This window comes from Hafnia psychrotolerans (genome assembly GCF_014639435.1).
Taxonomy (GTDB): domain Bacteria; phylum Pseudomonadota; class Gammaproteobacteria; order Enterobacterales; family Enterobacteriaceae; genus Ewingella; species Ewingella psychrotolerans.
In genome coordinates, this window is sequence record NZ_BMFZ01000005.1 from 76,948 (window position 1) to 90,249 (window position 13,302).

General features: G+C 52.8%; 10 protein-coding genes. 3 read left to right on the forward strand and 7 right to left on the reverse strand.

Annotated elements, in window-relative coordinates:
* Positions 1-175: 175 nt before the first annotated feature.
* The 3 genes from IEV89_RS10795 to dgt form a co-directional block, all read right to left on the reverse strand.
* A complete protein-coding gene (locus tag IEV89_RS10795) occupies positions 176-1,333 on the reverse strand; it encodes a CdaR family transcriptional regulator (protein ID WP_188473418.1) in 1,158 nt (385 codons plus the stop codon).
* A 204-nt stretch (positions 1,334-1,537) separates the two neighbouring features.
* Positions 1,538-2,977, reverse strand: coding sequence for a serine endoprotease DegP (gene degP / locus IEV89_RS10800; RefSeq protein WP_188473420.1), 1,440 nt, complete (start codon positions 2,975-2,977; stop codon positions 1,538-1,540).
* Between the two features lie 424 nt (positions 2,978-3,401).
* A complete protein-coding gene (gene dgt, locus IEV89_RS10805) occupies positions 3,402-4,919 on the reverse strand; it encodes a dGTPase (RefSeq protein ID WP_188473422.1) in 1,518 nt (505 codons plus the stop codon).
* 275 nt (positions 4,920-5,194) lie between these two features.
* Here dgt and mtnN point away from each other — a divergent pair, with 275 nt between their 5' ends.
* Entirely contained in the window at positions 5,195-5,893 is a 699-nt protein-coding gene (gene mtnN, locus IEV89_RS10810; protein WP_188473424.1) for a 5'-methylthioadenosine/S-adenosylhomocysteine nucleosidase, read from the forward strand.
* Between the two features lie 6 nt (positions 5,894-5,899).
* Positions 5,900-6,712 carry a vitamin B12 ABC transporter substrate-binding protein BtuF gene (gene btuF, locus IEV89_RS10815; protein ID WP_188473425.1) on the forward strand — a complete coding sequence of 271 codons (813 nt, stop codon included), beginning with the start codon at positions 5,900-5,902 and terminating at the stop codon, positions 6,710-6,712.
* Between the two features lie 143 nt (positions 6,713-6,855).
* On the opposite strand, the gene erpA is transcribed toward btuF, so the two are convergent.
* Together erpA and clcA are read right to left on the reverse strand one after the other, a co-directional pair.
* A complete protein-coding gene (gene erpA / locus IEV89_RS10820) occupies positions 6,856-7,203 on the reverse strand; it encodes an iron-sulfur cluster insertion protein ErpA (protein WP_188473719.1) in 348 nt (115 codons plus the stop codon).
* Positions 7,204-7,317: 114 nt separating this feature from the next.
* Positions 7,318-8,784, reverse strand: a complete 1,467-nt coding sequence (clcA, locus tag IEV89_RS10825) for a H(+)/Cl(-) exchange transporter ClcA (protein WP_188473426.1) — start codon at positions 8,782-8,784, stop codon at positions 7,318-7,320.
* 185 nt (positions 8,785-8,969) lie between these two features.
* Between clcA and hemL the strand changes: the two genes are divergently transcribed.
* Entirely contained in the window at positions 8,970-10,250 is a 1,281-nt protein-coding gene (gene hemL, locus IEV89_RS10830; protein WP_188473427.1) for a glutamate-1-semialdehyde 2,1-aminomutase, read from the forward strand.
* A 155-nt stretch (positions 10,251-10,405) separates the two neighbouring features.
* Here hemL and fhuB read toward each other — a convergent pair whose 3' ends face one another.
* Together fhuB and fhuD are read right to left on the reverse strand one after the other, a co-directional pair.
* Positions 10,406-12,400, reverse strand: coding sequence for a Fe(3+)-hydroxamate ABC transporter permease FhuB (gene fhuB, locus IEV89_RS10835; RefSeq protein ID WP_188473428.1), 1,995 nt, complete (start codon positions 12,398-12,400; stop codon positions 10,406-10,408).
* The gene (gene fhuD / locus IEV89_RS10840) at positions 12,397-13,302 is read right to left on the reverse strand and encodes a Fe(3+)-hydroxamate ABC transporter substrate-binding protein FhuD (protein ID WP_188473429.1); all 906 of its coding nucleotides are present in this window, start codon (positions 13,300-13,302) and stop codon (positions 12,397-12,399) included. The genes fhuB and fhuD overlap by 4 nt, the downstream gene beginning before the upstream one ends.

Genomic DNA, 13,302 nt, shown 5'->3' on the forward strand with positions numbered 1-13,302 from the left:
GGTTCAGAGGGAGTGGGGGAAAAGTCAGATCGAGTATATGAACAACCCCATGGCGACTCATTAGGCAAACCAACAAGCATAAATTCAGAATTACAGTTTTCTTATGGCGGATGCACAGAGCAATGCGAAACAGCTCACGAAATGCCCCAGGAATGTGATCCCGACGAATTTTATCTCAACGATCATTGTCCAACTGTAAGGCGACGTAGAGCAGCAGGCGATCGTCAAAATTACCCAGATTCAGCCCGGTGAGTTCCGAGATGCGGTTCAGACGATATTCCAGGGTGTTACGGTGAATGTAGAGCGCTTTCGAGGTCGCGGTGGGGTGAACGTTATTATTGAACCACGAGGAGAGCGTGCGCCGCAGCAGGCCATTGCTATCCATTGATTTCAACCGTGCCAACGGGCGTGCCAGTTCATCGGCTTGCCAGCCACCGCGCAGGCTATCGAGCAGCACAGGCAGGACGAGATCCTGATAACAATAACTGCGTTGTTCCGGCATCCGCTGTTTGCCAACGCTCATCGTGGTTCGTGCCGTGCGGTAAGAGCGCGCAATACTACCTGGACCGGTAAAGTAGTTGCCAAGAGAAATGCGGATACGTAAACGGCCCGTTTCCGTCATGCGCGATAAAAAATGTTCGATCCGCTGGCGATGCGCTTCCGGATCCCATCGTTCGAAGTTGTTCAGCGCAGGTTTGAGCACCACCATTTCCGTCAACGACACGATGGCGATCAAATTATCTCGCTCCGGCGTGGTCAGCAGAGTTTGCAACTGCTGAAGTTCCTCCATAGCGCTGTCAACGCCCAGTTGGCCGCTATCGACTTCCACCACGGCCGCAATGCGTGGTTTATTCAGATCAATGCCGAGACGCTGCGCCCACTCGTTTAGCGCGGGGGAAAGGGTATCAACGCGGATCAGATTCAGCACCAGCTCTTCCCGCAGCCGGCTGTCCTGCGCTAGCATATTCAGCAAGCGTGCCTGTTCGAGCATCATTTCTGCCGTCATGCACACCAGCTCGCCATACTGACGTAGCTGCATCGGGTTGCCCGTCAGGCCAATCACACCGACAATGTCACCATCAATACGCAGCGGCAAATTAATGCCTGGCCGAACCCCGTGCAGATGCCGGGCTACGCCGTCGTCAATATCAACAATTCGCTTCTGCGATATCGCCAGTAGCGCCCCTTCGTGCAATTCCCCAAGACGCTGATCGTCACCGCTGCCGATGATCCTGCCTCGCGAATCCATAACATTCACATTACTATCAATAATTTGCATCGTGCGGGCTACGATTTTCTGCGCCAGTTTTGCATCAAGATGGTACGCTGCCATGAACTGCTGCTCCTGCCATGTGATCAATGATCGAACAGCATACTCAGCGGCGCTGCGTCAAACATTATGCAAATGCCCAAAGCGTCAAAGAGCCCGCAGGAGTTGCAGGTAGAGTCACAGTTTTGCTTCACCGTATTGGTCGCCACAGATAAAAAAGGCACGCCGAAGCGTGCCTGAGTGATATACGGCTGCCGCCGAGAGAAATTACTGCGCTAACAGGTAGATAGAGGTGTCACCACGTTGGATATCCAGCGCCAGCACCGAAGGCTTACTGTCGAGGATCTTCCGCAGTTCGCCCAAATTGGTGATTTTCTGCTGGTTAATGCCGAGGATCACGTCATCCTTTTTCAGGCCGATGCGTGCTGCAGCACTGCCTGGCTTAACGGCATCCACTTTCACACCTTTCTGCGTGCCAGCCTGACCATTGCTCAGTTCAGCACCTTCGATGCCGGTATAAATATTGCCGGAATCGACTTTCGCCGTTTGCGTACTCTGCTCAATCGTCACATCCACATTAAGCGGTTTACCATCGCGCAGCAGACCCAGCGATACTTTAGTGCCAATTGGCAATGTACCAATATCAGCGCGGAAGGACGCGAAGCTACTGATAGGTTTACCGTTCATGCTCAGAATAACGTCACCGGCTTTGATCCCTGCTTTTGCAGCAGCAGACTTCGGCATAACCTGGCTAATGAAGGCACCGCGCTGCGCATCGACCTTCATGGCTTTCGCCAATTCAGAGTTCAGCTCGGTACCCATAATGCCTAACTCACCGCGTTTCACCTGACCGAATTCGATCATCTGTTTGGACAGATTTTTCACCATGTTACTTGGGATCGCAAAACCGATACCGATGTTACCGCCGTCCGGCGCGAGGATCGCCGTGTTCAAACCAATGAGCTCACCGTTTAAATTCACCAGCGCACCACCAGAGTTACCCCGGTTAATGGCGGCATCAGTCTGGATAAAGTTTTCGTAGTTTTCGATATTCAGCCCGCTGCGTCCCAACGCTGAAACGATACCGGATGTGGCCGTTTCGCCTAAACCATACGGGTTGCCGATAGCGACAGTGTAGTCACCAACACGCAGTTGTTCTGAGTCAGCGATTTTAATCGCAGTCAGATTTTTCGCGCCAATCAGCTGAATAACCGCAATATCTGAGCGAGGATCTTTACCGATCACTTTGGCATCAAATTTACGGCCATCGTTCAGTTGCACCGTGATTTTGGTGGCGTTATCTACCACGTGGTTGTTCGTTACCACATAGCCTTTATCCGCGTCGATGATCACGCCAGAACCCAATGCACGGAAATCTTCTTTCTGCTGCTGAGGCGCCTGCTGCGCTCCGTCCTGGCCCTGACAAACTGGAGAGCCCTGGAACGGCGAACCGTCCTGACACAGCGGCGAATTCTGACCAAAGAATTGCTGGAACTGCTGGCCCATGCGTGGCGTTTTCACATCCGCACTGCCTTCAACGTTCACACTGACCACGGAAGGCATCACTTTTTCCAGCATAGGTGCCAGACTGGGAACTTGCGTTGAACTTGAAGACGCCGTTTCTGCGGCAAACGCCGATGAAACAGGGGCCACAGCCATACCAATACTTAACGCTAATGCGCTCAGGAATAGAGTAGATTTTTTCATCAGTCGTGATCTCTTTAATGAGTTTTTAAAATTATACTTGGCAACCGTAGTCGGTCGCCCTGCTTGGTAGTCGTAGTACTGAGATATTATTAAAAACCTGAAGTTCATTTTGGTCGAAATGACAATGGTAAAAAAATATTGAGGTTATTTACAAAAGTCTACTTTTTAACCATATGAGTCAATGAAGTTAATATCATTTCCATTTCATATTATTAAAGAGAGATAACCTAAATAATTCGAGTTGCAGCACCGCAGTAATTGAATGAATCCGCAGGAACATAGTCAATCCTATCGCCGGGGGAAATGACAAATCTGCCTGGAGCAGATTTGAACACGGCTAGCAGCGGCCCTTTCAGGGATGAGGCCCATGGACGGGCCGAATAACTTAGCCAACAAAGCGGCTGCTTGAAGTATGACGGATATATTATTCAGCAGCCATCAGGCGGCGGTACTCGTCATAAGCGTAAAGATCTGTCATGCCACTGATGTAATCCTGAATCATGCGCGCCCGATAATAAAGCTCACCAATCTGCTGCTGATTTTCAGGCTGCTGGCGGAGGTGGGCTACAGCCTCATTGTAGGCCAACCGGTGTTTGGCCGATAGCTTGTGAAAGAGTCGGGTTTCAATCGGATATCGGCGGTGAGTATCATCATCAACCAGTTGACGAAATTCCTGTAAAGGCATATCAAGAATTGGACTGTAAATATCCAGTAATCCACTGATCACCCGATAACCCTGTAATTCCAGCTGTTCAACTTCGTGATGATTAAAAACATGTTTAAACGCCACGCTTTTATATATTTTTAACAATCTATTAGCCTGACTGACATCTTCCAGTAATGCCTGATTAAAAGTGCCTGCAAATATAGCCGGGAGATTATCGATAAAACGAATCGCAGCATGTGGTACAAGATGCTTAACAGTTTGTACACGTAATTCCAGGAAGAAATAATCTACCGGATCACGGAAAGTTTTCGCCTTATTCATTTTCTGGTAGGCCGTGCGCACGACTTCTTCGAACCAGTCACCTTTAATCTCCTCGCCCCACTCATGCTCGAGATGGTCAAACAGTTGCTCTACGCTGAAAATATTCTTCTCAACGGCATCTTCCAAATCGGCAATGCAATAAGAGATATCATCCGCCGCTTCCATAATATAGGTCAGCGGAAAGCGACTAAATTCGCCCATATCCAACGTTTCCCGCAACCGCTTAATAAAAAGTTCTTCCGCCAGATAGAAGCCGGGTTTTTTCATCAAATAATCAAGATTTTCCGGCATCGCCGCAGCCCAATAAGCCGGACGAGTATATTTCAAAATACAGGCGGTTTGCGAGAAAGTCAGATTCAGTTTGAGGAGAGTAAAGACTAACCGGATAGCCTGCGCATTACCGTCGAAATTGCATAAATCATGACGGATTTTACTGCGTAACACGTTCAATTGATCCTCACCTTCCAGCAAACGCAGAAAGGTGAAAGTGCAACTGTCGGTGCTCTGCGGCACCGCCCCACAGCTGGCGATATCCATCCGTTTCGCGAACCAGTTGTTGATCGCAGATTCGCCAAAATGACCGAACGGTGGGTTGCCGATGTCATGCATCAGGCAGGCCATTTCTACTACGCTTTCGAAGGGATCGGTGAAGTCGCTTAAGCCGAGTTCGTCGAGTTTTCCTTGCTTGCGCAAGCGATGCAAAATCTCTTTGGCAATATGACGACCGACCTGCTGGACCTCAAGTGAGTGGGTTAACCGGCTGCGTACCGCCGCGTTTTTCTCCAGAGGGAAGACCTGAGTTTTTTGCTGCAACCGGCGGATAGCTGCCGAATTGATAATACGCCCACGATCGCTTTCAAACTGGCGTACCACGTCATATTCATCACGAGCCTCAATCGGAGGACTGAAAGGCCGTTGGAAATTGAATTTGCTCTTAAAATCGACCCCGGACATGTTTCCTACCCTTTTCAGTCATACGCGCTTCACTCTGGCATCCCGCCAGCACCCAATACGTTGTCACTTGCTTATCCCCAAAATCATTCGAGCAGTAGGCAGACGGTAAGTAAGTGACCCCCTTGAACTTACTGGTGTAAGTCATTCGGGTGAACGAACGTATAGCCAACACACCTGCAGCTTGAAGGATGACGGGTATCATAGCCATGATAGACTATCGTGTATCGGACTTGTTATAAAACAGTCAATTCCCTCCTCAATCTGCGAGTAACATTATGAAAGTTGGCATCATTGGCGCAATGGAACAAGAAGTTACCCTGTTGCGCGACAAAATTATCAACCGTAAAACCATCGAACGTGCAGGCTGCGAAATCTATACCGGCCAGTTGCACGGTATTGACGTAGCGCTGCTGAAGTCAGGCATCGGTAAAGTCTCTGCGGCTATGGGCACCACGCTTCTGCTGGAGCTGTGCAAACCTGACGTGGTGATTAACACCGGTTCGGCGGGCGGTCTGGCGAAAACATTAAAAGTGGGTGATATCGTCGTTTCTGAAGAAGTGCGTTACCACGATGCTGACGTCACCGCGTTCGGTTACGAGCCGGGCCAGATGGCCGGTTGCCCGGCGGCTTTCATTGCCGATCCTGCGCTGATTGAACTGGCTGAAACCTGCATTCGTCAGTTGGATCTGAATGCCGTGCGTGGTCTGGTATGCAGCGGTGATGCCTTCATCAACGGCGCGGCCCCGCTGGCACGCATCCGAGCAACCTTCCCGACCGTCGCGGCCGTGGAAATGGAAGCGGCGGCCATCGGCCATGTATGCCACCTATTTGGCACGCCATTCGTGGTTGTCCGCGCGATTTCTGACGTAGCAGACAGCGAATCACACCTGAGTTTCGAAGAATTCCTGGTGGTCGCGGCTAAGCAGTCGACGCTGATGATCGACGCCATGTTGCAATCTTTGGCGAATGGGTAATGCCGCGTGGCCTTTCGAGTTTTAGGGATATTGTTATATTTATGGCTGCCGTTGGCGGCCATAGCTCAACCGGCTCAGCGCGTGGTGAGCCTGGCACCTAATCTGACCGAATTGGCCTATGCTGCCGGATTGGGCGACCATCTGGTGGGCGTCAGCGCTTACTCTGATTTCCCACCTCAGGCAAAGAAACTAGAGCAGGTTGCCAGTTGGCAAGGCGTGAATGTCGAACGTGTGATAGCGCTGAAACCCGATTTAGTCCTGGCATGGCGCGGCGGCAATCCGCAGCGTCCGCTGGATCAGATTGCCTCACTCGGGATCCCTGTGTTGTATCTCGATCCTGAAAACATTGAACAAGTGGCGCAGGCGTTGGACCAACTCGCTGCCTACAGCCCGATGCCGCACATGGCCCGGCAGGCCGCTGAACAGATCCGCCAGCAACGCGATCGTTTGAAAAGACGTTATACGCGCCCTCATCCACTGCCGGTGTTTATTCAGTTTGGTACGCAACCGCTGTTTACTGCGTCGTCAAGGACACTGCAAAGTGAAATTGTTTCGCTGTGTGGTGCAGAAAATATTTTCAAGGACAGCCGAGCACCCTGGCCACAGGTGAGCCGCGAGCAGGTTTTGTCCCGCCAGCCACAGGCCATCATCATCAGCGGCGGAAAACGGCAGCAAGAGAGCGTGAGAGATTTCTGGCAACCGGCGTTAAAAGTACCGGTAGTGACCGTGGATGCCGACTGGTTCAGTCGTGCCGGGCCACGTATTATGCTGGCAGCTCAACAGCTGTGTTCGCAGTTACATCCGTTGACCGCCCGGTAGCGCATGGCCTTACTGTCTCAGAAATAGGCTCGCTGCCAAACCGGTTAGCCTAGAAGAGTAAAGCCCAAAAGAAAAAGCCCGTCGGCTTAAGGAAAGGCGACAGGCTTCTTAGATGCTTTTCTAGGTTAGGGCATCAGCGATGCTTAAATACTGAACGATGATCCACACCCGCAGGTGGTTTTGGCATTCGGATTGGTGACAATAAAGCGCGATCCTTCCAGCCCTTCCGTATAATCCACCGCACCACCAACCAGATATTGCAGGCTCATCGGGTCAACCACCAGGGCGACGCCGGATTTTTCAATGGTCATGTCGCCATCGTTGATCTTATCATCGAAGGTGAAACCGTATTGAAAACCACTACAACCGCCACCGGTGATATAAACCCGCAACTTGAGCTCTGGGTTTTCTTCATCGGAGATCAGATTCTTCACTTTGCGTGCAGCGGCTTCGGTAAATTGCAGCGGCAGCGCGCTGGTTTCTACTTCCATCGGATCACTGATTATTGCTTCACTCATCTTTTTACTCCCAACCCGTTGTATGTTCAGGCCGCCGGATTGACTGTCTGAATAATGAACTGATTATGTAGTACATAAACCAATACTTCAATTATGAGCGGTTTTAACGCTGTCGTCCTGCCTATTTATGCCCTCGCCTGCCTGTTCTGCCTCTGCTTTGGCTGCAATCTCACGCTCCTGCCGCTGTAAAGTCCGTGTCAGGATCGCGGAATATAAGGGTTTCCCGCCGAGAAACTGTGCCAGCAGTGTCGCACCGAGACAGGTAATGATCATCGGTAAAATCAGTTGATAGTTGTCGGTCATCTCCAACACCAACACGATACCGGTCAGTGGCGCGCGCACGCTGGCAGCAAATAGCGCGCCCATTCCCGCAATGGCAAAGGTGGCGGGCTCGATCCCATATTGCGGGAACAAGGCCAGTGCAACCATACCAAATGCGGTTCCCAGTAACGTTCCCAGCGCCAGCATCGGGGCAAAAATTCCGCCTGGCGCACCGGAGCCAAAGCAGAGCAGCGTGGTCGCAACGCGGACGATAAAAATGAACAGCAGCATGCCGAGGGTATATTTCCCGGCCGCCGCCAGTGGGATTAACGCAAAACCGCCGCCTGCGGCTTCAGACTGGATAAGCCCAAGAATGCCGCAGACACCACCAATCCCCCCGCCGATGAGTAATATCTTGCGTAGATTGCCACCGTGAATGCGGGCAAACATATCCTGCGCGCGGAAAATCAGTTCGTTGAAGGTAACACCCACTACGCCGAAAACCATGCCCAAGACCATATACAGCCACAGCGTATTGAGCGGTGCACTGGCCAGTTTGCCCACTTCAACGACGGCCCCTTCACCGTTGAAAACGCGATACACAATGCTCGACATAATCACGCCGATGAACACGGCTTTTATCGAAATCAGACTGTAGCGAAACTGTAAGCGCATCTCTTCGATAATAAATAAGATGCCTGCCAGCGGCGCATTGAACGCCGCAGAAAGCCCGGCTGCCGCGCCGGTAGCCAACAAGGAGTGGCGAGCCTCAGCACTACGCAGACGGAAAATATCCGCTACCATTTGTCCAACATTGGCCCCCATCTGCACGGTTGGTCCTTCGCGCCCCAGTACCATGCCCGCGCCCAACGTACCCATACCGCCAAAGAACTTAACCGGGATCACCCGCCACCAGCGTACCGGCCGAAGCTCCTCCAGTGCACCTTCAATTTCCGGGATGCCTGAGCCGCTGGCTTCCGGCGCAAAACGGCGGACCAGATAATAGCCAAACATCGCCAGCCCCGCTGACGCCACAAATGTTAACGGCCACAGCAGGATCCAATAGCCGCTGAAAAAACCCAAACCGGACAAGCGCAGATGCTGCACCCAGTCCACCGCCATTTCAAACCCCACACCCAGTAGACCCGCTAACGTGCCAACCATGGCGGCGACAATAAGTATTGCTACCGGCGTTTTATCGCGGCGAAGGAACTGGCGCAATATTTCACTACGTTTACGGGGTCCAGGCGCACTGCGTTGCTCAATCGTATCGGTATGGTTTTCACTGATCATTTCATTGGCTTTTAAGAAAAAGGGGATCGAAAAGAAGTGACAATTAAATCATACAAATCGTGATCACTGAAATATGAAAAGCGGATGGCCGCACGCGTTACGATTTCATAACACAGTCAACTTCTTTAGAATGGACCGATTGCCACTCTCATTTAGTATAAAAAAGTCACGTCAGGAGCCGAACTATGAGTAAGTCAGAAAGTCTGTTTTCGCAGGCGCAAGCGCTGATCCCAGGCGGGGTGAATTCGCCGGTACGTGCATTCTCCGGCGTCGGCGGCATCCCTTTATTCATTGAACGTGCCAATGGCGCTTTCTTATTTGATGTCGACGGCAAAGCCTATATTGATTATGTCGGTTCGTGGGGACCGATGGTGCTAGGCCATAACAACCCAGAGATCCGTAACGCCGTGATCGAAGCAGCTCAGCGCGGCCTTAGCTTTGGTGCGCCGACCGAGATGGAAGTTAAAATGGCGGAGTTGGTCACTGACTTAGTACCAAGCATGGACATGGTGCGCATGGTAAACTCCGGCACCGAAGCCACCATGAGTGCCATTCGCTTGGCTCGTGGCTTCACTCATCGCGATAAAATTATCAAGTTCGAAGGTTGCTATCACGGCCACGCCGACTGCCTACTGGTGAAAGCCGGTTCGGGGGCGCTGACGCTCGGCCAGCCAAACTCACCGGGCGTTCCGGCTGACTTTGCCAAACATACCTTGACCTGTACCTACAATGATCTACCTTCCGTTCGCGCAGCGTTTGAACAGTTCCCTGACGATATTGCCTGCATCATTGTTGAACCGGTGGCGGGTAACATGAACTGCGTGCCGCCGTTACCCGAGTTCTTGCCGGGCTTGCGTACTTTGTGTGATGAATTCGGCGCGCTGTTGATCATTGATGAAGTCATGACCGGCTTCCGCGTCGCATTAGGCGGTGCTCAGGAATATTACAACGTGATGCCGGACCTAACGTGCCTGGGTAAAATTATCGGTGGAGGTATGCCGGTTGGTGCCTTCGGCGGGCGCCGTGAAGTGATGGAGGCGCTGGCACCAACCGGCCCTGTTTATCAGGCGGGTACGCTGTCCGGTAACCCGATTGCTATGGCGGCGGGTATCGCCTGTCTGACTCAAGTCGCTCAGCCGGGAGTGCATCAGACCCTGACTGAACTGACTACCCGTCTGGCAGAAGGCTTGGTTCATGCGGCACAGCGGGAAAACATCCCGTTTGTGGTTAATCACGTTGGCGGGATGTTCGGCTTGTTCTTCACCGATTCAGCAACCGTAACCTGCTATCAGGACGTGATGCAGTGCAACGTCGAACGCTTCAAAAAATTCTTCCATCTGATGCTCGATGAGGGTGTCTATCTTGCACCGTCAGCCTTCGAAGCGGGTTTCATGTCACTGGCGCATTCGCAGGAAGATATCCAGCGTACCATTGACGCCGCACGCCGCTGTTTCGCTAAGCTTTGAAGCACTCACTCGGCGAGTCACATCGCCATCTGAGTGAGTAGGGCGTTATCGTTACAGGCAACTTGGGGGCAGCCAGCGCGAAGGGACCGGAGCATACACAAAGTCCGTGAGGATCCCGAGCACTGTCTGCCCCCAAAGTAGCAAATAAAATCGCCCTATCGGGATTGACCTTGCTTTCGAAGCAAATAAATAAAGTAGGGCGCACCAATAAAGGTCGCGAGCAGTCCGGCCGGAATTTGATCCGGGAAGATCACCATTCGCCCGCACCAGTCAGCAAACACCATCAGCAACCCACCTAAAATACTGGCGACCATCCACTGGGGTATAGCTCGACGAAAGCCGAGCATCCGTGCCATATGGGGCGCCATCAACCCAATAAAACTCAGCGGCCCTACGGTCAACGTAGCGGCAGCAGTCATTACCGCCGCCAGCAGCAAAATCGCCATGCGGCTGGGTGTTAATGCCATTCCAATAGACCGCGCTGTCACACTTCCCAGAGGCAAAATATTGATCCAGCGGCGGCAGAATGGCACCAGTATCAGCAGTACCACGGCAATCGCTGCGGTACGCCACGCCTGCGCCATCGTGACCGAATAAGTCGAGCCAGAAATCCAGGCAAGCAGGCCGCCCATACGCGGATCACCACTGGCCAGCAACAGCGAGATCAGCGTAGTGAACGCCGTACTTAGCGCAATACCGGCCAGTAACATGCGTTCGGCGGAGAAACGCCGCAATCCGGAAGAAACCATAATGACCAATAATGTGATGGCGGCACCCGCGCTGCCCGCAGGCAGCAGCCAGATAAAGGCGTCGCCGGGCACAATAAACAGCATCAGTACTACCCCCAAAGCAGCACCCGAACTGATGCCCAGTACTTCGGGGCTCGCCATCGCATTACCGGTGAGTTTTTGGATCAACACACCCGCCGAAGCCAGCATCACGCCAGCCGCCAACGCAGCCAATACGCGTGGCGTTCGCCAGGGCAACAGGGCTTCAAGCTGCAAGCCAGTTGACCAGTTCCAGCCGTGTGAATCTCGCCCCGCCATGAGTGCCACAGCAATACCTGCCAGCAACAACAACGACGCCAGCGATACCCAGCCAACCAGATGATGACGCTCATTGGGTACCTTGTCGCCCTGATCCATTGGCGGGGGTATCAGACTTTTGCGTAAACGCGGCAACAGCCATAATAGCAGCGGCGCACCGACCAGCGCCGTGGCGACACCGGTTGGGATCTCCATCCACACTTGCGTCAGGTATTGCATAATCTGGTCGGTCAGCCACAACAACAATGCGCCAATCAAGGGGGCGAGGATCAACCGCGCACGCAGGCGACGAGCACCAAGCATTTTTGCCAGCAACGGCGCAAACAAGCCGATAAACCCGACAATGCCAACGGCATTCACCAGTTGCGCACTCATCAAGATAGCCAGCGCCAGGACGATAAGACGGGCGGCCGTCAGTCCCAGCCCCAAATTTTTTGCTACACCGTCATCAAGCCCCATAAGGATCATTGGCCGTTGTAGCAAAAACGCCAGCAGCCAGGCAATCATCACTCGCGGAAGCAGAAAGTTGGCAACATGCCAGTCCTGCTGATTAAGCGACCCCGTACTCCACATATACAAGCTTTGCAGACTCTGGTAATTAAACAGACCAATCAGGCTGTTAACCGCACCGCAATATAAACCGAGCACCAATCCGGCCAGGATCAGCGTGATCGGTGACATACGTTTACCCCAGGCGATGCCAAAAACCAGCAAGCCAATCACCACCGCCCCGATCATGGCAGCAAACTGCTGGGTGATCTCTCCACCCGGTAGCGCCCACAGCGTGGCAACGGTCAGCCCGAGTTGTGCCCCGGCTGATACACCAAGCGTGGCCGGTTCCGCCAGCGGATTACGCAACACTTGCTGAAACAGCAGACCAGCCAGCCCCAGACCCGCCCCAGCCAGCAGCGCAACAGCCACTCGCGGCAAGGTGCTGTAATGGAACAGCATCTGGTTGACGTCATCGACATTGGGTTGCCAGAGCGCTTCACGCCATAGAGCATAAGGCAGTTGTTGATGGAGGTTGTATACGGTGAGCAGCGTACTCACCAAAACCATTACGGTTAACAGAATAAACGCCAGGCTGAGTGAGAGACGGTTCATTGCATCTTTTTCCCCAGTTGGTCGTTAAGAATGCGGCAAAAACGCATGGCGCTAAAGGTCGCGCCGTAGAACCACACCGCAGGCACTACGCTGAGCTGTTTTTGACGCACGAATGGCATTGACTGCCAAAGCGGCGTCCGCGAAACCTGGGAATAGATCTCGGTATCACCATGGCTGAAGCAGAGTGCACGGGCATTTTTAATCGACGCCAGACGTTCTATCCCAACGTTAACGCTGCCCCAGAAACTGCTTTCGCCGGACCACGCGTTGGTCAGTCCGAGATCTGTCATCACCTCCTGAAACAGACTGCCTTTACCGAAAACTAAAACGTGGCGAGTATCGAGGAAGGAGAAAAGTAAAATCGGCTGCTGCGCGAGCGGTTGCACGTTCTGACGCGTACTCGCCAGCATGTCGTAATAAATTTTTAAATGGCTGGCCGCGCGATCTTGTAAATCAAGATAAGCAGCCAGTTTGTGAAGTGAGCGGATAGCCTGCTGTAAAGGCTGTTCACTGCCATCGTTCGCCGCTACGCCGAACACAGGTGCGATAGGCGCAAGCTGCTTCGCATTCGGCCCATAACCTTGGGAAACCAACAGCAACGAAGGTTGAAGCTGTTGCATTAGCTCCATGTTGGGCTCCGTCCGCTGGCCCACATCAATCACGCCTGCGGGGAGCTTTGGCTCCTCAACCCACAGGTTGTAATTGTGGATATCGGCCACGCCCATCGGCGTCACGCCTAATGCAATCAGCAACTCGGCGGGCAACCATTCCAGCGCGATAATTTTATTTACATCAGGACGGGATGCCGCGAAGGCAGGCAACGACGCCAGCAATGGAGCGATCGCCAGCGCCTGTAACAGACGACGGCGGGTTAAATCGGGTGCAGGAAAAATCTCAGACAT